Annotated in this window: 25 protein-coding genes; 9 read left to right on the top strand and 16 right to left on the bottom strand. The window is 55.1% G+C overall.

Annotation, left to right across the window (positions count from 1 at the left end; translation table 11 throughout):
- The first annotated feature begins 70 nt into the window (after positions 1-70).
- The 4 genes from DW088_RS03075 to hydF all read left to right on the top strand — a co-directional run bounded on the left by DW088_RS03075 (position 71) and on the right by hydF (position 4,118).
- Positions 71-328: a TM1266 family iron-only hydrogenase system putative regulator gene (locus DW088_RS03075; protein ID WP_110436788.1), complete on the top strand. Its 258-nt coding sequence runs from the start codon at positions 71-73 to the stop codon at positions 326-328.
- Positions 321-1,367 carry a [FeFe] hydrogenase H-cluster radical SAM maturase HydE gene (hydE, locus tag DW088_RS03070; RefSeq protein WP_118359380.1) on the top strand — a complete coding sequence of 349 codons (1,047 nt, stop codon included), beginning with the start codon at positions 321-323 and terminating at the stop codon, positions 1,365-1,367. Before DW088_RS03075 ends, hydE begins: the two co-directional genes overlap by 8 nt.
- Positions 1,368-1,439: 72 nt before the next feature.
- Complete coding sequence (gene hydG / locus DW088_RS03065; protein WP_118359378.1) at positions 1,440-2,888, top strand: [FeFe] hydrogenase H-cluster radical SAM maturase HydG; 1,449 nt, start codon at positions 1,440-1,442, stop codon at positions 2,886-2,888.
- A gap of 12 nt (positions 2,889-2,900) precedes the next feature.
- Positions 2,901-4,118 (top strand): [FeFe] hydrogenase H-cluster maturation GTPase HydF, encoded by a 1,218-nt coding sequence (gene hydF, locus DW088_RS03060; protein ID WP_118359376.1) that lies wholly within the window; start codon positions 2,901-2,903, stop codon positions 4,116-4,118.
- A 236-nt stretch (positions 4,119-4,354) separates the two neighbouring features.
- Here the strand turns inward: hydF and thiD are convergent, their stop codons facing one another.
- Positions 4,355-5,152 carry a bifunctional hydroxymethylpyrimidine kinase/phosphomethylpyrimidine kinase gene (gene thiD, locus DW088_RS03055; protein WP_118359374.1) on the bottom strand — a complete coding sequence of 266 codons (798 nt, stop codon included), beginning with the start codon at positions 5,150-5,152 and terminating at the stop codon, positions 4,355-4,357.
- Between the two features lies 1 nt (position 5,153).
- Positions 5,154-6,047, bottom strand: coding sequence for a radical SAM protein (locus DW088_RS03050; protein ID WP_199720403.1), 894 nt, complete (start codon positions 6,045-6,047; stop codon positions 5,154-5,156).
- A gap of 178 nt (positions 6,048-6,225) precedes the next feature.
- On the opposite strand from DW088_RS03050, the gene metF reads away from it, so the two are divergent.
- Genes metF through DW088_RS03035 form a run of 3 tightly spaced genes read left to right on the top strand, consistent with a single transcriptional unit; the run spans position 6,226 to position 10,102 of the window.
- Complete coding sequence (gene metF, locus DW088_RS03045) at positions 6,226-7,086, top strand: methylenetetrahydrofolate reductase [NAD(P)H] (RefSeq protein WP_118359370.1); 861 nt, start codon at positions 6,226-6,228, stop codon at positions 7,084-7,086.
- Entirely contained in the window at positions 7,083-7,727 is a 645-nt protein-coding gene (locus tag DW088_RS03040; RefSeq protein ID WP_118359368.1) for a vitamin B12 dependent-methionine synthase activation domain-containing protein, read from the top strand. The genes metF and DW088_RS03040 overlap by 4 nt, the downstream gene beginning before the upstream one ends.
- Positions 7,728-7,732: 5 nt before the next feature.
- Positions 7,733-10,102 (top strand): homocysteine S-methyltransferase family protein, encoded by a 2,370-nt coding sequence (locus DW088_RS03035; RefSeq protein ID WP_118359366.1) that lies wholly within the window; start codon positions 7,733-7,735, stop codon positions 10,100-10,102.
- Between the two features lie 232 nt (positions 10,103-10,334).
- On the opposite strand, the gene DW088_RS03030 is transcribed toward DW088_RS03035, so the two are convergent.
- Together DW088_RS03030 and DW088_RS03025 are read right to left on the bottom strand one after the other, a co-directional pair.
- Complete coding sequence (locus tag DW088_RS03030; protein ID WP_118359364.1) at positions 10,335-11,333, bottom strand: helix-turn-helix transcriptional regulator; 999 nt, start codon at positions 11,331-11,333, stop codon at positions 10,335-10,337.
- Entirely contained in the window at positions 11,326-11,850 is a 525-nt protein-coding gene (locus DW088_RS03025) for an O-acetyl-ADP-ribose deacetylase (protein WP_118359362.1), read from the bottom strand. Before DW088_RS03025 ends, DW088_RS03030 begins: the two co-directional genes overlap by 8 nt.
- 129 nt (positions 11,851-11,979) lie before the next feature.
- On the opposite strand from DW088_RS03025, the gene DW088_RS03020 reads away from it, so the two are divergent.
- Complete coding sequence (locus tag DW088_RS03020) at positions 11,980-13,032, top strand: tyrosine recombinase XerC (protein WP_117488071.1); 1,053 nt, start codon at positions 11,980-11,982, stop codon at positions 13,030-13,032.
- 213 nt (positions 13,033-13,245) lie between these two features.
- Here the strand turns inward: DW088_RS03020 and pyrB are convergent, their stop codons facing one another.
- The 6 genes from pyrB to DW088_RS02990 form a co-directional block, all read right to left on the bottom strand.
- Positions 13,246-14,310: an aspartate carbamoyltransferase gene (gene pyrB / locus DW088_RS03015; RefSeq protein WP_118359360.1), complete on the bottom strand. Its 1,065-nt coding sequence runs from the start codon at positions 14,308-14,310 to the stop codon at positions 13,246-13,248.
- Positions 14,311-14,398: 88 nt separating this feature from the next.
- The gene (locus DW088_RS03010) at positions 14,399-15,571 is read right to left on the bottom strand and encodes an ABC transporter permease (RefSeq protein ID WP_118359358.1); all 1,173 of its coding nucleotides are present in this window, start codon (positions 15,569-15,571) and stop codon (positions 14,399-14,401) included.
- Positions 15,568-16,524 (bottom strand): efflux RND transporter periplasmic adaptor subunit, encoded by a 957-nt coding sequence (locus DW088_RS03005; RefSeq protein ID WP_118359356.1) that lies wholly within the window; start codon positions 16,522-16,524, stop codon positions 15,568-15,570. The genes DW088_RS03010 and DW088_RS03005 overlap by 4 nt, the downstream gene beginning before the upstream one ends.
- Before the next feature lie 61 nt (positions 16,525-16,585).
- A complete protein-coding gene (gene radA / locus DW088_RS03000; protein ID WP_110436803.1) occupies positions 16,586-17,941 on the bottom strand; it encodes a DNA repair protein RadA in 1,356 nt (451 codons plus the stop codon).
- 10 nt (positions 17,942-17,951) lie between these two features.
- On the bottom strand, positions 17,952-18,650 hold the full coding sequence (locus DW088_RS02995) for an N-acetylmuramoyl-L-alanine amidase (protein ID WP_118359354.1): 699 nt from the start codon (positions 18,648-18,650) through the stop codon (positions 17,952-17,954).
- Between the two features lie 51 nt (positions 18,651-18,701).
- Complete coding sequence (locus DW088_RS02990; RefSeq protein ID WP_118359352.1) at positions 18,702-19,955, bottom strand: S-layer homology domain-containing protein; 1,254 nt, start codon at positions 19,953-19,955, stop codon at positions 18,702-18,704.
- A 116-nt stretch (positions 19,956-20,071) separates the two neighbouring features.
- Here DW088_RS02990 and DW088_RS02985 point away from each other — a divergent pair, with 116 nt between their 5' ends.
- On the top strand, positions 20,072-21,016 hold the full coding sequence (locus DW088_RS02985) for an L-lactate dehydrogenase (protein WP_118359350.1): 945 nt from the start codon (positions 20,072-20,074) through the stop codon (positions 21,014-21,016).
- Positions 21,017-21,066: 50 nt separating this feature from the next.
- Here the strand turns inward: DW088_RS02985 and DW088_RS02980 are convergent, their stop codons facing one another.
- The 6 genes from DW088_RS02980 to thiW form a co-directional block, all read right to left on the bottom strand.
- Positions 21,067-22,083 carry an ABC transporter substrate-binding protein gene (locus DW088_RS02980; RefSeq protein WP_118359348.1) on the bottom strand — a complete coding sequence of 339 codons (1,017 nt, stop codon included), beginning with the start codon at positions 22,081-22,083 and terminating at the stop codon, positions 21,067-21,069.
- Positions 22,084-22,144: 61 nt separating this feature from the next.
- Positions 22,145-22,894, bottom strand: a complete 750-nt coding sequence (locus tag DW088_RS02975) for an ABC transporter permease (RefSeq protein WP_118359346.1) — start codon at positions 22,892-22,894, stop codon at positions 22,145-22,147.
- Entirely contained in the window at positions 22,891-23,646 is a 756-nt protein-coding gene (locus DW088_RS02970; protein WP_117488086.1) for an ABC transporter ATP-binding protein, read from the bottom strand. Before DW088_RS02970 ends, DW088_RS02975 begins: the two co-directional genes overlap by 4 nt.
- Positions 23,647-23,649: 3 nt before the next feature.
- Positions 23,650-24,318: a thiaminase II gene (tenA, locus tag DW088_RS02965; protein ID WP_118359344.1), complete on the bottom strand. Its 669-nt coding sequence runs from the start codon at positions 24,316-24,318 to the stop codon at positions 23,650-23,652.
- A 78-nt stretch (positions 24,319-24,396) separates the two neighbouring features.
- On the bottom strand, positions 24,397-25,224 hold the full coding sequence (gene thiM, locus DW088_RS02960; protein WP_243022916.1) for a hydroxyethylthiazole kinase: 828 nt from the start codon (positions 25,222-25,224) through the stop codon (positions 24,397-24,399).
- A complete protein-coding gene (gene thiW, locus DW088_RS02955) occupies positions 25,221-25,730 on the bottom strand; it encodes an energy coupling factor transporter S component ThiW (protein ID WP_118359342.1) in 510 nt (169 codons plus the stop codon). The genes thiM and thiW overlap by 4 nt, the downstream gene beginning before the upstream one ends.

Below are 25,730 nucleotides of genomic sequence, written 5' to 3'. Positions count from 1 at the left end.
GCGCCGTTTATATCTGTATCGGACTGCGTCTTTCAGAGGACGCAGTTATTTTTTATTCCGAGGTGTTTTTATGCAAACAAGAGTTGCCGTCATGGGAATCGTGGTAGAGAACACGGATTCTGTGGAACGGCTCAATACCCTGCTGCATGAGTACGGCAGCTATATCATCGGGCGCATGGGTATTCCCTATCGAGCGCGCAATATCAACATTGTGTCCATCGCCATTGATGCGCCGCAGGATGTGATTTCAGCTTTGTCCGGCAAAATCGGCAATCTGGACGGCATCAGCGTCAAGACCGCGTACTCCAATGTGCAGAGCGATGAATAAGGCGAAGCAGCTCATTGACCGGCTGGAAGCGCAGCACAGCCTGTCAATAGAGGAATACGAATATCTAATCGGAAACCAGAGCGATGAACTGGCAGCCTATGCCGCAGAGAAAGCGGTTGCCTTACGAAAACAGGTATACGGTACGGATGTGTATATTCGCGGACTGATCGAAATCGGCAATATCTGCCGAAACAACTGCTATTACTGCGGTATCCGGCGTTCCAATCCTGCGTGTGACCGCTACCGACTGACCGAGGCGCAGATACTGGACTGTGCCCGGGAAGGCTATGTGCTCGGCTTCCGCACTTTTGTCATGCAGGGCGGCGAGGACAGCGCATTCTCGGCCGATGTGGTTTGCCATCTGGTACGACAGATCAAAGCCGAGTTTCCGGACTGTGCAGTAACGCTGTCGCTCGGAGAGTTCCCTCGTGAAGCCTATCAGGCGATGTTCGATGCTGGCGCGGACCGTTATCTGCTCCGTCACGAAACCGCCGATCAGGCACATTATGAAAAGCTGCATCCGGCGCAGATGTCGTTTGACAACCGTATGCGCTGCCTTCGTGATTTGAAAGACATCGGCTACCAGACCGGCTGCGGCTTTATGGTCGGCTCGCCGTATCAGACGGCACGAACACTCGCTGAGGACTTAAAGTTCATCGAAGAATTTCGGCCGGAGATGTGCGGCATCGGCCCGTTTATTCCGCAGAAGGACACACCGTTCCGCGATTTTCCGGCCGGAACGTGTGAGCAGACAGTGTATCTGCTGTCACTGCTGCGGCTGATTCAACCGAATTTGCTGCTGCCCGCCACAACGGCGCTCGGCACCATCCGGCCGGACGGCCGCGAGCGCGGACTGCAGGCTGGTGCAAACGTAGTGATGCCCAATCTGTCTCCGCTTGGGGTGCGAAAAAAATATGCACTGTACGACGGCAAACTATGTACCGGCGAGGAGGCTGCACAGTGCATCGGCTGCCTGTCGCGCCGTGTGGCGTCGGTCGGCTGCCGAATTGTTACCGCACGCGGAGATATTATCCGATAAGTGATACATTTTAAGGGACTCTGACGGAAAGAGTAATCTTCTGACCGCAAGATAAGAAAGGAAAACGAAAAAATGGCTCAGTACAACCCGAAATCACTCCATGCAGAGGAGTTTATCAACCATGAGGAAATCCTTGAAACGCTGAAATACGCCGAGGAGAACAAACACAACATCGAGCTGATCGACAGCATTCTGGAAAAGGCCCGTCCGCAGAAAACGGCTACCGGCGTACACTGTGCCGGTCTGACGCATCGCGAAGCCTCCGTGCTGCTGGCCTGCGATATCCCCGAGAAGATCGAGGAGATGTATCAGCTGGCCGAGGAGATCAAGCTGGCGTTCTACGGCAACCGTATTGTTATGTTTGCACCGCTGTATCTGTCGAATTACTGCGTAAACGGCTGTGTTTACTGTCCGTATCACGCAAAAAACCGCCATATCACTCGCAAAAAGCTGACGCAGGAAGAGGTCGCCCGCGAGGTTATCGCGCTGCAGGATATGGGTCACAAGCGTCTTGCCATTGAGGCCGGTGAGGACCCGGTCAACAACCCGATCGAGTACATTCTCGAGTGCATCAACACCATTTACTCCATCAAGCATAAAAACGGTGCGATTCGACGTGTTAACGTCAACATTGCAGCGACCACAGTCGAGAACTACCGCAAGCTGAAGGACGCCGGCATCGGCACTTACATTCTGTTTCAGGAGACCTACCACAAGCAGAGCTACCTCAAGCTGCATCCGGCAGGTCCGAAGCACGATTACGACTACCACACCGAAGCAATGGATCGCGCGATGGACGGCGGTATCGACGACGTTGGTCTGGGTGTTCTGTTCGGTCTGGAGATGTACAAGTACGAGTTCGCCGGTCTGCTCATGCACGCCGAGCATCTGGAGGCTGTACACGGCGTTGGCCCGCATACTATCAGCGTACCGCGTATCAAGCGCGCGGACGATATCGATCCGAACGTATTCGACAACGGCCTGAGCGACGAGCTGTTTGCAAAGGTTATCGCGTGCATCCGCATTGCCGTGCCGTACACCGGCATGATCATCTCCACCCGCGAGAGCCAGCAGGTGCGTGAGAGGGCACTTGGTCTGGGTATTTCGCAGATCAGCGGTGCTTCTCGTACCTCGGTCGGCGGCTATGAGGAAGAGGAGCGTCCGCACGACTCTGAGCAGTTTGATGTATCCGATCAGCGCTCGCTCGATGAGGTTGTTCACTGGCTCATGCAGCTTGGGTTTATTCCGTCGTTCTGCACCGCCTGCTACCGTGAGGGGCGCACCGGCGACCGTTTCATGAGCCTGTGCAAGAGCGGCCAGATCCTCAACTGCTGCCACCCGAACGCATTGATGACACTCGCGGAGTATCTGGTCGATTACGCAAGCGAGGACACCAGGCGCGTCGGCATGGAGCTGATTCAGGAGGAACTTAAAAAAATCCCGCGCGATAAGGTACGCGAAATTGCAGCCGAGCATATCAAGGATATCTGCAGCTCCAACCGCCGTGATTTCCGCTTCTAAGGAGGGTTTCCTATGGGACTGAACGCACAGCCCTCCGGCGAGCGCGTACACATCGGCTTTTTCGGTCTGCGCAATGCGGGCAAATCCAGCGTGGTAAACCGCGTGACCGGACAAACACTGTCCATTGTTTCCGATGTCAAGGGCACGACCACCGATCCGGTGCAGAAGGCGATGGAACTGCTCCCTATCGGTCCGGTGGTTATCATCGACACACCGGGCATTGACGATGAGGGCGCGCTCGGCGCGGAGCGTGTCCGTCGGGCACTGCGCGTGCTGGAAAAGACGGATATTGCGGTTCTTGTCACGGACAGTACGCGTGATTTGCAGCCTGCAGAGCAGGAACTGCTCGAATTGTTCCGCAAGCGGGAGATTCCGTTTATAATTGCACATAACAAGATGGATTTGACATCCGCACCGACTGCTGTACCGGAAAACGAGATTTACGTCAGCGCAGCAGCCGACAGCAATATCCGTGAACTCAAGGAACTGATCGCACGAGCCGTCAAGCCGACCGAGCCGAAAAAACGTCTGGTAGCTGACCTGCTTGCGCCGAATGACACAGTCGTACTGGTCGTGCCGATCGACTCGGCAGCACCGAAAGGACGGCTGATTCTCCCGCAGCAGCAGACCATCCGCGATATTCTGGAAGCAGGTGCGATTTCACTTGTCACCCGCGAAACCGAGTTGACCCGCACGCTGGAATCCCTGCGTGAGCCGCCGCAGCTGGTTATCACGGACTCGCAGGCGTTCGGCATCGTGGACAAGCTGGTGCCGAAAAATGTTCTTCTGACCTCGTTTTCCATCCTGTTTGCCCGATACAAAGGCAATCTGCGGCAGGCGATTCTCGGTGCTGCACAGCTGAATTCTTTGCAGGATGGCGATACTGTGCTCATCTCCGAAGGCTGCACGCATCACCGCCAGTGCGGCGATATCGGCACGGAAAAACTGCCGAACTGGATTCGCAGGTTTACCGGCAAGGATGTGCAGTTCTCATTTACCGCGGGCAATGAGTTTCCCGAGGACGTGAGCAAGTACGCGCTTGTCGTGCACTGCGGCGGCTGCATGCTGAACGAGCGGGAAATGCAGTATCGTCTGCGGCACAGCGCCGAGCGGAATGTGCCAATGACCAACTATGGCATTGCCATCGCGCATATGCACGGCATTCTCGATCGTGCGCTTGCTCCGTTCCCTGATCTGCATCAGGCATGGAGCAGCACCGCAAATGGATAAAACACGGGGCGCACTGCAAAACCGCGCGCAAGAAAAGACGAGTAAGTTTCCCTGAAAGGGGTTGCTTACTCGCCTTTTTGCTTTAGATTAAGGTGTGAAACAACACCGGTGCAGTGCAAATGAGCGCAGGGGCAAGAAGCCTTCTTCGGCCTTTCGTCCCTGTGTTCTTTGCGCTTTTTTCTGCTTACATTTTGAAAGATTGAAATGCTTGATCTGCACCGAGAATGTGCCGCAGTTCACGCATGCCGGTTCTCCCAATCCGCAATGCGGTGCTGCAGCGGACCGGAACCGTGACCAAGATCCAATTTAAAGTCAATGCAGGCGGTCAGATACCGCTTGGCCCGCTTGACGCTGCCGATGAGCGACATGCCCTGTGCCAGTCCGCATGCGATCGCACTGGATAGCGTGCAGCCGGTACCATGCGTGTTCGGGTTGTCAATACGCGGCGCGGGAAGCCAGTGCATTTCTGTGCCGTCAAACAGCAGATCATCTGCGCAGTCTGCCAGATGACCACCCTTGACCAGAACGGCGCCGCCGGTCTTGCCGACGATTTCGCGTGCCGCCTGCTCCATATCTTCACGATTGGTGATGTTATGGCTGCAGACAGCGGCTGCCTCATGCAGATTAGGCGTTACCAGAGTGCACAGCGGGAACAGCTCCTCCTGCAGAACCTTTGCCGCATCGTGATGCAGCAGCGCGGTACCGCTTGAGGACATCATTACCGGGTCGAGTACGATATTCTTGGCGTGGTACGCCTTCAAGCGCTCCGCTACTGTGTGAATAATCTCTGCGTCATACAGCATGCCGACCTTGACGGCATCCGGGAAAATATCGTCAAACACACAGTCAATCTGTTTGCCAACCAGTTCAGCGGAAACCGGCTGCATACCGAATACACCAGTGGTATTTTGTGCACACACGACAGTGATAACGGCCATGCCATACACGCCGAAGGCTTCAAAGGTTTTCAGGTCGGTCTGAATACCTGCGCCGCCTGTCGGGTCGGTGCCTGCAATGCTGAGAACGGTTTTCATGTTAATTTTCCTCCAATCCTGTGCCGTCAAAGGCGGGAATAAAACTCTCGCTGATGGATTCGTCCTGCTGAAAAAAACCGCCGAGTCCAAGCTCACCGAACAGCGTACAGGCATCTGCGTACTCCTCTGCGGTGATGGTGCGGTCAAGCTCGGGATAATCCTGCATATCAAACGGCGTGTACTGCCGCATAAGGCTGACAAGCACGCTGTCGCCCCATCGAGAGGCAATATCACGAAGCACCTGCGCGGTGTCGCCGGCCAGTCCGGGCAGCATCAAATGCCGGATGACCGTGCCGCGCTTCAGCAGGCCATTTTTATCAAACTGCGGTGCACCTGTCTGGCGCACCATTTCATCAATAGCCGGAACGGCAAACTCACGGTAATCCTCCGCATGCGAGTACAGACCTGCGTAGTAGCTGCTGTAATACTTGTAATCCGGCAGATAGATGTCAATGTGACCATCGAGCAGCTGCAGCGTTTCCACCTGCTCATATCCGCTGGAATTGTATACAATAGGAAGCGAAAGTCCCTGTTTTCTGGCAATTTGCAGTGCTTCGATAATTTGCGGCACATAATGGGTGCCGGTAACAAGGTTGATGTTATGCGCACCTTTTTTCTCCAGAGAGAGAAAGGTTTTCGCCAGTGCATCTGCCGTAATGTTCTGTCCCTCGGCCTCTCTGCGGCTGATCTTGCGGTTTTGGCAGAACACACAGCCGAGCGAGCAATGAGAGAAAAACACCGTGCCCGAGCCATTTGTACCCGAAATCGGTGGCTCCTCCCACATATGCAGCGACGCGCGTGCGGCTTCGATTTCAACGCCTGCACCGCAGGCTCCGCGGTTCTTTGTGCGGTCTGCGCCGCAGGCACGCGGACACAGCTGACAGTTCTTAAGCATATCGGTCAAAATAATCCCTCCGATACGTTATATTATATCGTATTTTTGTCTGGAAATAAAGTAGAGAAATGTGATATAATAAACACTGCGGCTTTGGAACGTATAGAATTTTCACGCGGATCAAAATCGTGTCTTTTTTATTAAACAGAAATACGAGTAGAAACATAGGAGATGCAACATGAAGGTTTCCCAACTTTTGAATCAGGATAAAGTAACCCTTTCTTTTGAGGTATTCCCGCCCAAGACCAACAGCAGCTATGAGTCTGTCGCACACGCAACGCAGGAAATTGCGGCATTGCGTCCGGACTTTATGAGCGTTACATACGGTGCGGGCGGCGGCACGAGCGAACACACTGTCAACATCGCGGCAGATCTCAAGAAGAAGTATGATGTTACCGTTCTGACCCATCTGACCTGTGTTTCCTCTACCCGTGAGCACGTTGCAGCGATGGTAAAAAAGTATAAGGATGCCGGTATCGAGAACATTCTTGCACTGCGCGGTGATATTCCGGAGGGCGGTGCTCCGCATTCTGACTACCACTATGCCGCTGAGCTGGTACGCGATATCAAGTCTCAGGGCGATTTCTGCGTCGGCGGCGCCTGCTACCCGGAGGGTCACGTTGAGGCAGCCAATAAAACCGAGGATATTCTGCACCTCAAGGAAAAAGTAGACGCAGGCTGTGAGTTTCTGACTACGCAGATGTTCTTTGATAACAACATCATGTACAACTTCCTGTACCGCATTCGAGAAAAGGGTATTACGGTTCCGGTTGTTGCGGGCATTATGCCGGTGACGAATGTCAAGCAGATCAAGCGTATCACTTCCATGTCCGGCACCTACCTGCCCGAACGCTTCAAGGCTATCGTTGACCGTTTCGGTGACAATCCGGCGGCTATGAAGCAGGCAGGCGTTATCTACGCGACCGAGCAGATCATCGACCTGATTGCAAACGGCGTCAACCATATCCATGTTTACTCGATGAACAAGCCGGAAATTGCCGCAGGCATTCAGTCCAGCCTGTCGGAGATTCTCAAGTGATTGAACTGGACAGATCGGAAGCCATCCGCTACATGGGTTATCACGGCACGCAGCCGGATGAGGCTGTGCAGGCCAGCCTGACACGATGCGGTGAAGCACTGCAGCAGGCGGCAGAACCTAAGTCGATCTACCACGTGTTTCCGCTGCAGCATATTGACGCGCAAACGCTCGAGATCGCAGATGTACAAATTCACAGCAAAAATCTGGCACGCAATCTGCAGGGCTGCAGCGAGGTCTGTCTGATGGCAGCAACGCTCGGTATTGGGCCGGATCGCCTGATTGCCCGCGCGTCTGCAGTCCGGATGAGCGACGCGGTGATCTATCAGGCAGCGGCAGCGGCCATGGTCGAGACCTATTGCGATGAGGTCAACGAATGCATCCGGCAGGAAGCCGCTCAGCGCGGCATGTACTGCCGCCCACGGTTCAGTCCCGGCTACGGCGATTTTCCGATCGCACACCAGCGGGATTTCAGCCGCCTGCTGGATACGCCGCGCAAGATTGGCTTGACCGTGACCGAAAGCTGTCTGCTGGCACCCATCAAGTCGGTAACGGCGGTGATCGGTCTGTCTGAAACACCGCAGCCGTGTCACCGTAAGGGCTGTGAGGAATGCGGCAAGACGGATTGCGCTTACAGGAGATGAAAAGAATGAAACTGACCGAACGACTGGGAAAAGAATGGGTATTTTTCGATGGCGGCATGGGCACCATCCTGCAGGAGCACGGCTTAAAAGCCGGTGAACTGCCGGAAACGTGGAACCTGTCCCATCCGGATGAGATTATTGCGCTGAACCTCAGCTACTTTGAAGCTGGCTGTGATGTGGTGAACACCAACACTTTCGGTGCAAATGCTCTTAAATATCCGGATAACCTGCAGGAAATCGTGCAAGCTGCAGTTTCGCATGCAAAAACCGCGCGTCAGCAGGCAGACCGAGAGGACGCCTATATTGCGCTCGATATTGGCCCAACCGGCAAGTTGCTGCAGCCGATGGGCGATCTGCCGTTCGAGCGTGCGGTCGAGCTGTTCGGCGAAACCATCCGTATCGGCGCGAAAGCCGGTGCGGACCTCGTGCTCATTGAGACCATGAGCGACAGCTACGAGGCTAAGGCGGCCGTGTTGGCTGCCAAGGAAAACTGCGATCTGCCGGTGCTCGTAACGCTGATTTTCGATGAAAAAGGCAAGCTGCTGACAGGCGGCACGGTGGATTCCACGGTTGCCATGCTCGAGGGCTTGCGCGTAGACGCGCTCGGCGTTAACTGCGGTCTTGGTCCGAAGCAGATGCACCCGATCATCGAACGACTGACGCAGATAAGCTCGCTGCCGATCATCGTCAACCCGAATGCCGGTCTGCCGCGCAGCGAAAACGGCAAGACGGTATTTGATATCGCGCCTGCTGAGTTTTCCGACCTGATGGAAGAAATCGCAGGTATGGGCGTACAGGCACTTGGCGGCTGCTGCGGCACTACGCCGGAGCATCTGCGGCTGACCATCGAAAAGTGCCGTAAGGTACCGTTCCGACCGCCGGTAGCCAAGCGCCGCACGGTGGTCTCCTCGTTCTCGCAGGCCGTGGAGATCGGGCCGAAGCCGGTTATCATCGGTGAGCGTATCAACCCGACCGGTAAGAGCAAATTCAAGGCGGCTCTGCGCGAGAATAACATCGAGTACATTCTTGGTGAGGGCATGGCGCAGGAGGACAGCGGCGCGCATATTCTTGATGTCAACGTCGGCCTGCCCGAAATCGACGAACCCGTGATGATGGAGCGTGTCGTTACGCGTCTGCAGAGTGTTATTGCGCTGCCGCTGCAGATTGACACCTCGGATACCACCGCAATGGAGCGCGGCATGCGCCTGTACAACGGCAAGCCGATGATCAATTCGGTCAGCGGCAAGATGGAGAGCATGGAAGCTGTGTTCCCGCTTGTACGCAAGTATGGCGGTGTTGTTGTTGGTCTGGCACTGGATGAAAACGGCATTCCGTCCACGGCAGAGGGCCGCATCCGGATTGCAAAGAAGATTTACGATACAGCGGAGAAATACGGTATTCCGCATGAGGATATCGTGATTGACGGCCTGGCGATGACCATTTCGTCGGACAGCGGTTCGGCTCTCGTAACGCTCGAAACACTGCGCCGCATTCGTGATGAGCTGCACGGTCACTCGATTCTCGGCGTGTCGAATATTTCGTTTGGTCTGCCGCAGCGTGAGATTGTCAACTCGAACTTCTTCACAATGGCGATGCAGAGCGGTCTGTCCTGCGCGATCATCAACCCGAATAACGAGGCGATGATGAAATCGTATCGTTCCTATCTGGCGCTGGCCAACCTGGATGAGCAGTGCGCAGGCTATATTGCGGCCTACGGCAACCAGCCGGCAGCAGCTCCTGCGGCAGTAGGCGGCACGGCGATGCCGCTTGCGGAGAGCATTGAACGCGGCCTGCGCGAGCGCGCTATCGACGCAGCAAAGGAAATGCTGCAGACGGTTCCGCCGCTCGAGGTCGTCAATAACGAGCTGATTCCGGCGCTTGACCGCGTCGGCAAGGGCTTCGAGAAGGGCACCGTGTTCCTGCCGCAGCTGCTCATGAGCGCAGAAGCGGCCAAGGCGGCTTTTGAGGTCGTAAAGGACGCGATGAAGGGTGAGAGCCAGCAGATCAAGGGCAAAATTATTCTTGCGACCGTAAAGGGAGATATTCACGATATCGGCAAGAATATTGTCAAGGTTTTGCTGGAGAACTACGCCTATCAGGTGCTTGATCTCGGCAAGGACGTTCCGCCCGAGGTGATCGTTGATACCGCTATCAAGGAAGATGTTCCGGTGGTCGGCCTGAGTGCACTGATGACGACGACGGTTGTCAGCATGGAAGAGACCATTAAGCAGCTGCGTGAGAAAAAACCGGGCACCAAGGTCGTTGTCGGCGGTGCCGTGCTTACGCAGGAATACGCAGATTCCATCGGCGCGGACTGCTACGCGAAGGACGCTATGGCAACCGTGCATTATGTGGATTCCGTATTTGGCGTATAAGATAAGGAAAAGAGACTGTATCACCGATACAGTCTCTTTTTTATGAAATTAAGCGGCGCCTTCGAGTTCTTCGAGTGCCTCCTGCTTGGTGTCGGCAGAGAAAAGAAACGCGCCGGTTCCGTCATATACTTCAATGTGTCCGTTTACATATTCGAGAGTGCAGTTCATCTTGCGCATCCCCTTTCCTTTTGTTGTACATAGTATAACAAAAGAAAAGTACGTTAAACGGTACTTAGTCTATGAATTTGTGAATCTGCTTTTCAAACGCTTCACAGACCTCCGGTGGGTTTACAATGCGTACATCGCCTTCCAGACTGAACACCCAGGAAAAAAACTGCGGACTGACGACAACATCCACATCCAGATAAAAATGTTCGTTATCCGCCGGAAACAGACGCAGACTGCTGCCGAAGCGGTCGAGCATGACACCGATAAAGCGGTTCAGGCATTTCAGCTTCACGGTTTTCTCCTCGCCGGAGAACATGCCGAACACCTTACGGGAGTAGGCTGCCGCGTCAAACCGATCGTCGAACAGCTGTTTACCCTCACGAGGCAGGTCGGTCTGCACAAGTGAATCCATCTTATCTACGCGGTAGTGGCGGATTTCACCGGCATCGTGATCGAAGGCAATCAGATAGTAATTTTCATTGTCCCACGTCAGCGCCCACGGACTGACGCGGTAGCGCGCACCATCTCGGCGGTACTGCTTTTGAATGCGCGGACTGGCAGAGAAATTCAGCACCCAGTTGAAATATTGAAACGTAATCTGGACATCGTTGGATATGGCCGCATGCAGCGCATCAATATTGTAGTAAATCTGCTCATTAAGCGTTTTCACCCGTTCGGAAACATACACCTGACGCTGGAGCGTATGCGCTTCATGGTCACTGGTGAGGTGCTCGATTTTGCCGATGAGCTCGTTGGATTTTTTCTCGGTGATAAAGCGGGAGCACTGGATTGCATCCACGAGCAGCTTGAGCTCGGGCAGTTCAAATTCGCGTGACGCAACGTAATAGCCGCCGCCGGTACCTCTCTGACAAATTACATCCAGACCAAAATTCTGGAGTGCTTCGATGTCCGAATAAATGCTTTTGCGCTCAGCGGTAATACCGCAGCGCTCGAGCGCCGCACGCAGTTCATCTGTGGTGAGTTTATGGTTCTCATCCGTTCGCTGCAGCAGGATTTGGTATAAATACAGCAGCTTCAGCTTTTGATTCGGATTTTTAGACATGGTTAGCCTCACGTTCAGAAAGCGCGTTTTGATACGCCGAAAGCGTGGTTCCATCAAAGCAGATCATGCTTACCTGCTCAATTTCTGCATGAGTTGAAAGATATTCCTCAATCGTACGGATAGCGATTTCAGCGGCACGATTCAGCGGAAATCGATATACACCGGTGCTGATGGACGGAAACGCCACGGTTTTGCAATTTAATTCAGATGCAATGCGCAGGCAGTTTTGATAGCAGCCTGCCAGCAGTACCGCCTCACCTGCATGTCCACCGCGCCAGATCGGTCCCGGCGTATGAATAACATACCGACATGGCAGACGGTATGCTCGTGTTGCTTTGGCTTCGCCGGTCCGACAGCCGCCGAGCGTGCGGCATTCCGTCAGCAACTCCGGTCCTGCCGCTCGATGAATGGCACCGTCCACACCGCCGCCGCCCAGCAGGGACGTGTTGGCAGCGTTTACGATCGCATCGGTCGTGCATTGGGTAATATCTCCGCGCTGAATAGAAATTCGGCTCATCAGCCATGCCCCTTCCATTAAGTTGTTGGCTTTATTATACGTTGTTTTTCCGGAAATTGCAAGTTTGACGCAAATTGCAGAATGCGTTATAATAAATACAGTATCACAGCAGGCGAGGAGAGCGCAGCAATGGACAAGCCGATGAACGAATACGCCGCAGACGCACCGCGCGTTTTGCGGGATTTTTTAACCTATATTTCTACAATACGCGGCAAATCCGCGAAAACTGCACACGAATATTATCTTGATCTGCGGCTGTTTTTTCGCGTACTCAAGCACAACAAAGGCGCAGTCGATAAAAATCTTCCGCTTGATGAGATCGACATCAGTGACATTGATCTGGATTTTATCCGTGATATCACGCTGTCGGACACCTATGATTATCTGGAATACATGGCGCAGAGCCGCCCAACTCAGCAGAACAGCAACCACACCAATTACGGATTGAGTGTCAACTCGCGTGCACGAAAGGTCTCTGCGATACGCGCATTTTTTCGGTATTTGACCGATAAACAGCATGTTTTAGAGGTTAATCCGGTCAGCGGACTGGAAGCGCCGACTGTCCGAAAGTCCCTGCCGACTTACCTCACGACAGACGACAGTGTGCGGCTTCTGGAATCCGTCACCGGCCCGTATGCCGAGCGAGATTACTGCATCCTGACGTTTTTCCTTAACTGTGGCATGCGTGTTTCCGAGCTGGTCGGTCTGAATCTGACCGACTTCAAGGACGATACCGTGCGCGTGCTCGGTAAGGGCGGCAAGCAGAGGACGGTATTTCTCAACGATGCGTGTCTCGCCGCGCTCGAGCAGTATCTACCCAAACGCTTGGAGCCGAATGAGCAGGACGCGGACGCGCTGTTTGTCAGCAAAAAGCGCAACCGCATTAACGCACAGACGGTCAAGTGGCTGGTAAAAAAATATATCGGTCAGGCCGGTCTCGATCAGAAAAAATACTCTGCGCACAAGCTGCGTCACACAGCAGCAACGCTCATGTACCAGAACGGCGTGGATATCCGCACGCTGCAAAGCATTCTTGGTCACTCGAGTGTGGATACGACCATGATCTACACCCACATCGAGAACGAAAACATGCGTGAAGCTGCGGCAAGAAATCCGTTGGCGGAAATCCGGCCGAACGGTGAGCGTGTGCCTGTAAAACAGCCGAAAAACAGCGATAAGTAACAAAAAGAGCGCGTTGCAAAATAGTGCGTAAGAAAAGACGAGTAAGTTCCCTCGAAAGGGAGTGCTTACTCGTCTTTTTGCTTTATGATTAAGGTGTGAAACAAAATCAAACCACCCATTTCCGAAAACAGGCACAGGGACGAAATGCCTTATGCAGCCTTTCGTCCCTGCGCTCTTTGCGGACCTGTTCTGCAACAGCCCCTTTGTTTTTTATTACAGCTGCAGCTCTATCGCGGCATCGCAGTACGGACAGCGGTCACCGACCTTGCCGTGCAGCGGTACATACAGCTCGCTTCGCGTAATGCACTTGTGGTTGGAGCAGCGGATGCCGGGATCTGCACCGATTTCATGATGACCGGCACGCTCGAACGGCAGCTTGGACAGCGTCAGCAGCAGTGCCATACGGCCGAACATGCCGAACCGCGCCTGGCGGAAGTAGACCGCACGCGGATCATCATCCACGTCCTGTGCAATCTCATCAACACGCGGCAGCGGATGAAGCACCAGCATGTCCTTCTTGGCGCGCTTCATCTTCTCAGCAGTCAGCTGATAATTGCCTTCAAGGTTTGTGTACTCCTCTGCCGTGACAAAGCGCTCGCGCTGAATGCGGGTCATGTACAGCACATCCAACTCGGGAAGAACTTCATCAATGCTGTCTACCTCGCAGAACGGCATATTGTTGTCTTTCAGGAATTTTACCATATAGTCCGGCAGCTTGAGTGCATCAGGTGCAATCAGATAAAACTGTACATTATGATACCGCTGCAGAAAATGCAGCAGAGAATGCACGGTACGGCCGTACTTCAAATCACCGCACAGACCAATCTTCATATCGTCAGCAGAGCCGCGCATACGCAGAATGGTAATCATATCGGCAAGTGTCTGGGTCGGGTGCAGATGACCGCCGTCGCCGGCATTGATGACAGGCACAGACGAGTACATTGAAGCTACCTTGGCTGCGCCCTCTCGCGGGTTGCGCATGACGATCATATCCGCATAGCTGGATACCATGTTGATAGTATCCTTGAGCGTTTCGCCCTTAGACGCAGAAGTGGCGTTCGGATCGGAAAAACCGACAACACTGCCGCCCAGTCTCATCATTGCGGTGGAAAACGACAGGTTGGTACGGGTAGAAGGTTCATAAAACAGGCTGCCCAGCACCTTGCCGCGGCAAGCATCTACATAGCCCTCCGGTCGGTCGATAATATTGCTGACCAGCTTGTACAGATCGGAAAATTCCTTTTCCGTTAAATCACATAAATCAATAATATGGCGCATGCAAACTCCATTCCTTTCTACGGTACAGTCGCCCTATTCGTTATTTGTCACTGTTAATGATAGCACAAATGAAGGCGAAAGAAAAGAGTTATTTGCACATTGCGTCGATTGGATCGAGAGCGGCCGCACGAACCGCCGGGAGCAGTCCGGCAGCGGCTCCGCTGAGTGTGGAAAGTGTCAGCAATCCGGCAAATACGCGGCCTTCCGGCAGGAGCAGTGCTGCTCCGAAGTGCAGGAGCGCACCTGCGGCTGCCAGACCGACGATTCCGCCGAACAGGCACAGCAGCACAGCCTGCAGGAGAAATGTCCGGCGAATATCATGCGGCTGTGCGCCGAGCGCCAGCAGAATGCCGATCTCCCCTGTTTTCTCGTGGGCAGCAGCCAGCATGCTTCCCATCACACCGATGAGCGCGACAAACAGTGTTACCGCACCGACGGCGGCAAACAGGCCGATTCCCATTTCGGCAAGCTGCTGTACGGTCTGCACCGCACCCGACATATTCTGTACATGCACGCCGCGCACCTGCTGTCGATCGGTCAGGTACTTTTCGATCTGAGAGCTGACCGAAGCAGTATCTGTCTGCGAAATGCACTGCACGAACACTTGATCCGTGCGTTCGGTTTGCGACGCGATACACGCATACGGTACATAGACCAGATGCGGTGCAACCGCCGACAGCATTCCGCCGAATGCCCCCGTCTGTGCCCGCACAACACCGCATACCGTGAAATACCGGTCGGTGCCGTTTACCTTTAGCCGAATCTGCCGTCCGGTGATATTTGTCCGTCCGTACAGCGTTTGCGCCAGATCATCACCGACCACGGCAACCGGCTCCGCGTTTGCGCTCTGCCATGCGTTCGGCAGCGAGCCTGCCAGCAGCTCCAGCTGCATGACCTCACCGAGCCGTTCGTTCGTACCAAGTAACACCGCGTGTTCGGTCGTGTGTCCGACACGCACGGTGCCGCTTTGTGCCTTGATCGGCATCAGCGTGCGAATGCCGTCCACATCCTGCTCTATCTCATCCGCCAGTGCGGCCGAGAGTATCGTTCCCGCGTGCCCGCTTTCCGTGTACACCGATAAACCGCTGACGCCGAGTGTCTGTAAGCCGGCGTCCACTTGTTTTCGCCCATACAGACCAATGGAAAGGATGAGCAGCAGTGCACCGCTGCCAACCGCAACAGAAAGCGCGCAAAGTGCCGTCCGCAGCGGACTTTCCCGCAGATTATGTGCCGCCAGTGACAGAATATCCCGCAGTCTCATGTCTGTACCTCCACCGGATCACCGTCAGTCAATTCATCGGGCGGCGACAGAATGACCGATACACCTGTCGGCAAGCCGTCTATAATTTCAACCGTATCCTCGAGCAGATAGCCGGTCTGTACCGCGCACTGCACGGCATGGCCGTCCTGCACGCAGAATACAAACTCTTGTTCTCCGCGCTGGCAAATTGCTTCATATGGTACAACCGCAGCATCGTCTCGATGGTCTGTGAATACCTTAACGGTCGCGGAATATCCGGGGCGCAGATTTTCGGTTGAGCCGTTCAAATCAAGCAGCACCTCAACGGTTGCTTCAGCATCTTCGTTTGTCAGACTAAAGGTTTTCACAGCCGCAGGCGCGATTGCGGTTAATTCGGCGTGAAAGGTGCCGTCCACTGCAGAAAATGTGATGTTAGCGCGCTGCCCGACAGCAAGCTCTCCTACATATAGCTCGGGAGACTGCGCGCGCACGCGCAGTTTATCCGGATTCGCAATTTGTATGCATGGTATATCGGCTGATACGCTCTCGCCCGCCTCCGGAACGGTCAACACAGTGCCGTCCATCGGTGCATACAGCGCGTGAGCGTCCTCGGCGGTGACAGTGTTCACCGTGCCGGAAATTGCAAACACGCTCTGTGCGGTCTGCCAGTAATCCGCAGCTGTTTGCGATCTGCCGATGTCAGTCAGCGTGCACAGAATATCACCCTTCTGCACGGTGTCGCCTGTTGCGGCATACACTGCGCTTACTACGGCATTTTTCGCCGGACAAACCGCTGTGCTTTCTGCGGACTCAACCGTACCGAAAATCGTCACACTATTGTAGATATCCTGCGTTTCGGCGGCCGCTGTGCGTACCAAAAACGCCTCCGGCGGACGGTGCTTCCACGACCAGAACAGCATTGCTGTCAGCACACCTGCCGTCGTAAGCAGCACCGCGCGGATCTTTTTCTCCAAATGCAAAACCTCCCCTGACGCAAACTGAGTTTAGTCTGCGGAGAGGAGGTGAAAATTATGCTTACAATACGGCACGAATCGCGTCACCGACGGTTTTCGCACGCACGATATTCATTTTCTGCAGCAGGTCCTCGTCCACATCCTGCATGGGCATGATGCAGGTGTGGAAACCAAGACGATATGCTTCATTGATACGCTGTCCCGGATTGGACACCGCACGCAGCTCGCCGGTCAGGCCGACCTCGCCGAAGCTCATGACGCCTTCCGGCAGCGGCTTGTCCCGAAAGCTGGATGCGATTGCCAGCACCATCGGCAAATCCACAGCAGGCTCGTCCAGCCGCATGCCGCCGACGACGTTGACATACACATCGCTCGACGACAGAAACAGCCCGCATCGTTTTTCCAGAATGGCGAGCAGCAGCACCATGCGGTTGTAGTCCACGCCGGCAGCGGTGCGGCGCGGCACACCAAACTGCGTTTTCGCAGCAAGCGCCTGCACCTCGGCGAGCAGAGGACGGCTGCCCTCCATCACACAGGCAATGCAGTTGCCGGACGCACCCTGCGGATGACCGGCCAGCATAGCCGCAGACGGATTCTGCACCTCGAGCAGACCGTGATCGCTCATCTCAAACACGCCGATTTCATTGGTCGAGCCGTAACGGTTTTTCGCCGCACGCAGACAGCGGAACGGACCGGCGGATTCCCCCTCGAAATACAGCACGCAGTCCACCATGTGCTCAAGGATTTTGGGGCCTGCCAGCGTACCCTCTTTGTTGACATGACCAACAATAAAAATCGTCACGTTACGATTCTTCGCGTACTGCATCAGGCTCATCGCACATTCCTTGATCTGGGTTGTACCGCCGGGAGCGGCAGTTAAATCACGCTTGTAGACTGTCTGGATAGAGTCCACGATCAGAATATCCGGCTCGAGCAGCTCGGTTTCGTTGATGATCTGCTCCATGTCGGTCTCGGCAAGGATATACAGCTCGGGTGAAGAAATGTGCAGGCGTGCCGCACGAATTTTGATCTGCTTGAGCGATTCCTCGCCCGAAACATAGAGCACGCGTGCGTTTTTGCACATTTCCTGACACATCTGCAGCAGCAGTGTGGATTTGCCGATGCCCGGCTCACCGCCGACCAGCACAAACGAGCCGTGTACAGCGCCGCCGCCGAGAACGCGGTCGAGTTCACCGATGCCTGAATGGAACCGGCTTTCGTCTCCGGTATCAATATCCTTGAGCAGCGTCGGCCGCGATTCGCCGCGCTGAAATGTATTCGTGCCGCGTGCCGCCGAAACCGGTTTCTCCTTGAATTCGCTCATGGTGTTCCATGCGCCGCAGGACGGGCATTTGCCGTACCATTTCGGACTTTCATATCCGCAGTCACCGCACAGAAAAACTGTCTTTTGCTTCATATTTCCTCCGTTACATACCGCTCTGGCTGCGTAAATATCCGCAGATCACGGCGGCAGCAAGTTGTTTGTGATAGGTTTCGTCCCGCAGCCGCGCTTCTTCGGCCGGATTGGACAGAAAGCCGCATTCGATGATAACCGCCGGACAGTCCAGCCTTTTCATCAGATAGATGGCGCTGTCTGCCTGTTTAGCCTTGCGATGATTCAATGGGTCGCAGCCGTCGATCAAGCACTGCTGTATCTGCTCGGCCAACGGCTTGCTCTGCACATTCCCTGCCGAGTAGAACACCTGTGCGCCATGGTACTGTGCGTCACTGAATTTATTCAGGTGAATGCTCAGAAACACCGGTGACGGAATGCTGTTTACCAGCTTTTCTCTCGCCTTGATATCCGCGATTTTGTTCTCGCGCACCGTGCGGGAAGGATTGTAATCAAGTGCATTTTCATCCGGCCGCGTCATAGCAGTCGGCACACCGAAGAAATTCGCCAGCACTTGCACCCGTTTTGCAATGCTCAAATTGATATCTTGCTCGGCGGTTCCATCCGCGCCGACCGCGCCGCCGTCGAAGCCGCCGTGTCCGGCATCAATGACGAGCGTGGTTTGAGCGTTCCCTGCCGTCTGCATTGCACGGTTTTTCTGCTCCATGCCAAAGCACAGCACCAGCGCCAGTGCCGCCGCGGCGCAAATGCCGCATTTCAGCCGTCTCTCCATCTCCGCACCTCCGTATCACACAGATATGCGAAAAAGACGGAACTTATGCGTTTACTTGGGCGCGTTCAGCACAGCATCTGCACCGGTTTTGTCCAGTGTGCTGATGATAACAGGCTCTGCCGTCATGCCGTCCAGCGTGAAGGCTGCGGAAACACTCTGCCTGCGAATCGTACCGCCGCTGACCGACTGCGTTACCGTGGTCGGCTGCAGCCGGACGGCTTCGTCTAAATCACCCAGTGCACTTTCGACCGACCAGAGCAGTTCGGTGTACGCATTCGGCGTATCGGCACAGGTAATGGTCCAGCTGCCTGCACGCTGGCTCAGCGAATCGACACATACCAGCGGTACGCGGCCATACATCGCGGCAAGGCCCTCCTGCTCAGCGGCAGTCACCAGCTCTGCCGACCACGAGCCGTTCAATTTGTGATACAGCGCACCGTCCGACAGATAACTCTGCGTCAGCAGCTGCTTATCCGATGTATTCGGCGCGGAAAGCGTCATTTTGCGGTCGGTGAGCAGTTCGTTCTTCTCGCGGTCGAACACGGTGGTCTCGCTCGTCTGCATCTGCATGACGGTCTTTTCGTCACGAGTTACAGCCACCGGAGACGCAAACTCGCTGTTGACCGAGTAATGCAGCAGAGCATCCATACCGGCGGTTTCCTCGCGGTACTGCGCGTAGGTCGAAAACAGATTCTGATACGATTTCGCGTCCGCTTCGGTTATCGCGTTTTCGCTGACAAGCTGATCGAGCAGCGTGCCTTCACTGTTCTTCGGTGAAACAGACAGCGCCGTGTAGCTTGCCGCTGCAGCATCGTCGCGCAGGAAATTCTGCACGTTGATGATACCGGTGTCGTAAATACCCTGCTCACGAGCAGTCTCTATCGCGTTCGCATAGCTGAAATCCGCCGTATCCGAGTAGCCGAGCGCACGCAGCAGGAAGGTCGCGTACATCTGCGCGGTGCACTTGCCGGTCGGATTGAAGGTCGTCCGGCTCGTGCCGTTCACCAGACCGTTGCTGTACAGATACTGCACATACGGCTTTTCCCATCCCTTGAGATCGGTAAACGGTGCAGTATACGTCAGCGTCTTGACCTCAGCCTCCTTGCCGAGCAGCCGCACCAGCATGACAGCCGCTTCCGCTCTGGTCGGCGTGCGGTCAAGATCGTAGCCGTTCTGCGTGCCCTGAAACAGCCCCATTTCGTGCAGTGAATCTGCACAATTCGTATAATTTGCCGCAAAGGCCGAAGCGGTCAACATGGCAGCGGCAGCCGCGCCGACGCAGACAGCGCGTAACCATTTATTCATAGTCCTATCCTCCTGAACTGATATTGCCTATAAAAATACAGTATAAGTATAGCACAAAGCCATGTGTTTTCCAACAACAAAACGGATATACTACTCGCAGAAGGAGTGTATCCAATATGACGAATATTCAAAAATGCGGCGTGATCGGCGTGGGCTTTGTCGGCGCGACCTGCGCATACACATTGGCGGTTTCCGGACTATTCTCCGATCTGGTACTCGTGGATATGAACCGCGGCAAGGCTATCGGTGAGGCATCGGACATCAATCATGGTGTGGCGTTCAGCAAGCCGTGCCGCGTCACTGCCGGAGACTATGCTGACCTCGCCGAATGCGGTCTTATCATCATTGCGGCAGGCGCAAACCAGAAACCGGGCGAAAGCCGTCTGGAGCTGCTCGGACGAAATAAAGGCATTCTGTCCTCCATCATAGCACAGCTTACGGCAGTCAATCGTGAGGCGATTCTGCTGGTTGTGTCCAATCCGGTCGATGTGCTGACCTGTCTGGCGCAGCAGCTGAGCGGCTTCCCTGCCGGACGTGTACTCGGTTCCGGTACCGTGCTGGATACCGCGCGGCTCAAGTATCTGCTCGGGCAGCGGCTTAGCGTGGACAGCCGCAACGTGCATGCGTTCATCATCGGCGAGCACGGCGACAGCGAGCTGGCGGTATGGTCGAGCGCTAACATCTCCGGTGCTGATCTGGACGATTACTGCCGCATTGCCGGCATCACCAAGCCTGCAGACGAGCTTTCCCGCATTTACGAGCATGTGCGCGATGCGGCTTACCAGATTATCGACAGCAAAGGCGCAACCTATTACGGTATCGGCATGGCGGTGCGGCGTATCGCGGAGGCTATTGTGCGCAATGAACATTCCGTGCTGCCGGTCACCTCTATGATTCACGGACACTACGGCGTGGACGGTATTTGTCTGGGTGTACCGACTATCGTCGGACGAAACGGCGCGGAAGCCGTGCTGGATATTCCGCTCTCCGAGGAAGAACTGGCACAGCTGCAGCGTTCTGCGAACACAATGCGCGAGATGATCGACAAGCTGGACGGATAACACAAAAGGGACAGAGCCAATGCTCTGTCCCCTGTTCTATATGCGTATTTTTAGAAGTCGAGGTTTACCATAACGTCGGAAACATCCGGCTTCTCTGCGATCAGGCCCTGATCGTACATCCAGTCAATATTTTCCTGCCAGCACTGCTCGGTCTGAGAGAGGAACTTGGCGCCCTCAGTCTCCATAAGCGGCAGCAGCGTCTCACAGGACTTCTTCTCTACATCCGGATCAAGTGCAAAGTTTGCCTCGTCCTGATTGTCGAGCAGAACCTGCAGAACATCGTCGGTATTGCTCTTGAAGTCCTCAAAGCCCTTGCTGCAAGCGCGCAGGAAGCCCTTCAGCGTATCGGAATTGTTCGCAATCATATCATCGCTTGCGAGGAAAATACCTTCGTAATACTTCGGCACACCGTAATCATCCGGGAAGAAGTAATTGACCTCGAAGCCTTCCTTCTCCATCTGCGGTACCTCGTGGTTGACCAGACAGCCGATGGTTGCATCAACATTGCCAGTGGTCATCGAGCTCATCAGGTCGAAGCCAACGTCAACCATGTTCACGCTGTTCGGATCGGCACCGTTGGACTGCATGATGCTGCGGACCAGTGCCTCGGAAAGCTCGGTGCCTGCGTAGCCGATCGTTTTGCCCTCGAGATCCTGCGGCTTGGTGATGTTCTTGTCCTTGAGCGACAGGATGATGTTCAGCGGACCCTGAACCACTGCACCAATGGACTTGATCGGCACATTCTGCTCTGCGCGAGCCTGAATCACATCCTGCTGATAGTACAGACCGATGTCTGCCTTGCCGGCGGCAACCATGCTCATTGCATCGTTTACGCCTGCCGGAGACTGGATATCCACATCCAGACCTTCCTCGGCGAAGTAACCCTTCTCCTGTGCTTCGTACAGGAATGCGTGCAGAGCATTCGGATACCAGTCGAGCACAACGGTCAGGTGCTGCAGATCATCGCTGCCGCTTTTTGCCGCATCAGACTGTGCGGCGTTCTGTGCGCCGCAGCCGGTCAGCAGCATGGTGCCTGCTGCCAGAAGTGCAAGAATACGCTTTTTCATATATGATTTTCTCCTTATGTTAGAACAAAAATTTCGTTTTCTTAAAATTGTGTTATTAAGATTATAAACTGCTGCGCCAGGTGATGATCTTCTTTTCCAGCCAGCTTACAATACCTACTGCGATCATCGCAACCACGCTCAACAGTACAATCGGTGCAAACACGCCTGCGCCGTCCAGTTGCGTCATCATGCGGCGGCTGAAATAGCCGAGACCCGCCTGTGCGCCCAACCACTCACCGATAGCAGCGCCGATGATCGACATCGGGATCGCCATTTTGAGCGCCGAGAAAAAGTACGGCAGCGCTGCCGGGATCTTCAGCTTGAGGAAAATCTCCTTCTTGCCTGCGCCGAAGGTCTTGAGCATATCGATCATATCGGTCTTCGCTGAGCGGAAACCGTCAAACACGGTCATCGCGATCGGAAAAAACGTGATGAGCACGGTAACGAGCACTTTGCTCCAGATCGTGTAGCCAAACCAGAGCACAAACAGCGGCGCAAGTGCAGTCGTCGGAATGGTCTGTGAAGCGACGATGAGCGGGTACAGCATTTTCTCCGCCGACGGACTCGCGTCCATTACGATGGCGAGCAGCAGACCGAGCGCGATCGAGATCGCAAGGCCGACTCCGGTACACAGCATGGTGGCCGGCAGATGTGCGGTGAACAGCGGCTTGCGCAGCTCCCACAGGCGCACAAGCACCTGCGTCGGCGACGGCAGAATGTAGGCCGCATTCATGCCCATGGCTATGCACTGCCAGACGATGAGCAGCGCGAACATAAAGATCAGTGCGGGCAGATTTGCATTCTTTTTCATGCCTGCACCTCTTTTCTGAGCAGCGAAATCAGATTTTCTCTCAGCTCGAGCATCTTCGGGTCGGTCAGACACGCACGCGTGCGCGGATACGGCGCAGGCACTTCAAACGAGTGCAGCTTGCGGATCGGCGTATCTTCCACGACCAGAACACGGCCGGACAGGAAAATAGCCTCCTCTACATCGTGCGTGATGAACAGGACGGTCTTGCTGTCCTGCTCCCACTGATCGAGCAGCCACTCCTGCATAGTGATGCGCGTGAGAAAGTCGAGCGCGGAAAACGGCTCATCGAGCAGCAGCAGTTCCGAGCCGGTCAGCAGCGTACGCGCGAATGCCGCACGCTGACGCATGCCGCCGGAAAGCTCCTCCGGGCGCTTGTCGCCCCAGCCGGCCAGACCAACGTGCTCAAGCGTTTCCGCCACACGCTTGTCCATCTCCGCGCGGGAAATACCGCCGCGAATCTCCATCGGCAGACGCAGGTTTTCGTTCACCGTGCGCCACGGAAACAGCAGGTCGCGCTGCGGCATGTAGCCGCAGTAGCCGCGCCGTCCGTCGATGCTCTTGCCGTCCACCAGAATTTCACCGCTCCTGCGCGGCAGAAGCTGGTTGGTCAGGCGGAAAATCGTGGATTTGCCGCAGCCGGACGGCCCGATGACCGACACGAATTCTCCCTTCTCGAGATGGAAGGACAGACCGTCGATGATGTTAAAATCCTCACTGTCGTACTGAAAAACGACGTTGCGAAACTCCAGCATGGCTTACATCGCCTCGTTCCAGGCCATGTCCCAGAACATGCCCTCGTAGCGCGAGCATGCGACGAAAATATCGGTCAGACGCGCAAGCTGCGGCTCGGTATAGCCCTCACTCAAGCGCTCCATATAAGCGACCAGCTTGCGGTTTTCTGCCGCATAGTCCTCGGATGCGTAGCCCTGTACCCACTCACCGTAGAACTCATGCTGATCGGCGTTCGGGTAGTTGGCCACAATCCATTTAGCGATATACTCATAGCTGAGTGCACACGAAAGCACAGCTGCCATGATCTCTGCAGGGCCTTCCTCGGCCGCAACAGCGCGCATGTATGAGGTGTAAGACTCGTTATTCAGCGACGGCTTGACGCGCTCTGCGTCCTCCTCGGTGATGCCGAGACGGCTCATGTAGCTGCGGTGAATATTCATCTCGCCGCCGAGGATGCTTGCCACATAACCAGCAAATACGCGCATAATCTCGGGATCGCGGGACTTGACAACGCCCTGCGCGAATACCTTTGCGTAATCAAACAGATAAACATAATCCTGCAGAAGATAAAAACGAAATTTTTGAATGTCGAGGCTGCCGTCGGCAATACCGTGGACAAACGGATGGTTCAGATAGCCTTCCCAGATGTCCTGCGTTGCGGAAAGCAGTCTTTCGGTGGTTTTGTTGTTCAAGGTGGTACCCCCAATGAAAGTATGTTGATGATTTTCCTAAGACTGACGGCAAAATTCTGCCGGCAGCACTTTTCCTGCTTACAGAATCTGCAAACAGAGATTCGGCGTCAGCTCATCCGCGTTCAGCAGACTTACCGCGTCGATCAGGCGCGTACGAAAGGAAGCGGTGCCCTCCATCTCTTTACGCACACGCGCCTCGGCTGTTTCTCCGCAATGCTTCATCACCTCCGATGCCGTGACTGCGGCTTCTAACAATGTATCTGGATTCGCACCGCAGTATACACCGGTCAGCGAAGTGAGCATACAGCCCGCGCCGGTGATCCGCCGCAGATACGCACTGCCACCGCGCACCACTGCGGTACGGGTTCCATCGGTAATTACATCCATCGCGCCGGTGAGCATGACAACAGCTCCGGTCCGGCGGCTGAACGACCGCAGCCACGCTGCGGATTCCTGTAAATTGTCCTCGGTCACGCTGTCGAGCGCACTGGCTTCCACGCCGGTTTCCTGCTCGGCTCCTGCGGCGAGCGCCCGCACTTCGGATGCATTGCCGCGAATGACCGAAACAAGATTTTCACTTAACAGACGGGAACACATTTCACGCCGGAGCGTGCTGGCACCGGCGGCTACCGGATCGAGTACGACCGGATTGCCGTTTCGCCTGGCAATCTTGGCTGCACGCAGCATGGCCTCCTGCGCGCGGACAGCACCCATGTTGAGTACAAGCGCCTGCGCGTGCGAGGTAATCTCCTCGACCTCGCGCTCATCCTGCGCCATAATGGCCGTGCCGCCTGCCGCAAGGATGATATTCGCGCAATCGTTGATGGTAACATTATTGGTGATGGAATGCACCATCGGTGTGCGGTTCTGTGTATTTTCGAGAACGGTTTTAATGGTTTCGATCAATGCTTAGCACCTTCCAGTGTGCTGAGAACATGCGTGCGCTTGAGGGCACTCAGCACCAGAACAGAAATTGCGGCACCTACCGCAGTGGACACGAGGAAGGACGGCACGAAGGTGAACAGAGCTGCCTTGGTATTGCCCATCACGAATGCGGCAATCGGGTAGGAAGCCAGACCGCCGAGAATGCCGGTGCCGAATACCTCACCAACGTAAGCGACCGGCAGCTTCGGGCAGGCCTTGTAGGCCAGACCGCACAGCAGCGCACCGATCATCGAACCCGGGAACGCCAGCAGACTTCCCAAGCCGAGCACATTGCGAATCAGTGCTGCTGCAAAGCCCATGCCAAGTGCGTACCACGGTCCAAGCAGAACAGCGCCGAGCACATTCACCATATGCTGCACCGGCGAGCACTTCGCGCCGAGCACCGGAATGGAAAACAGGCTGCCAACGACCGCTACCGCGACCAGAACACCTGCGATTGTCAGTTTACGGATAGAACTTTTCTTCAT

This window comes from Butyricicoccus sp. AM05-1 (genome assembly GCF_003474415.1).
GTDB lineage: Bacteria > Bacillota > Clostridia > Oscillospirales > Butyricicoccaceae > Agathobaculum > Agathobaculum butyriciproducens.
Note: the sequence above shows the minus strand (reverse complement) of the source record. Positions and strands in the feature narration are given on the sequence as shown.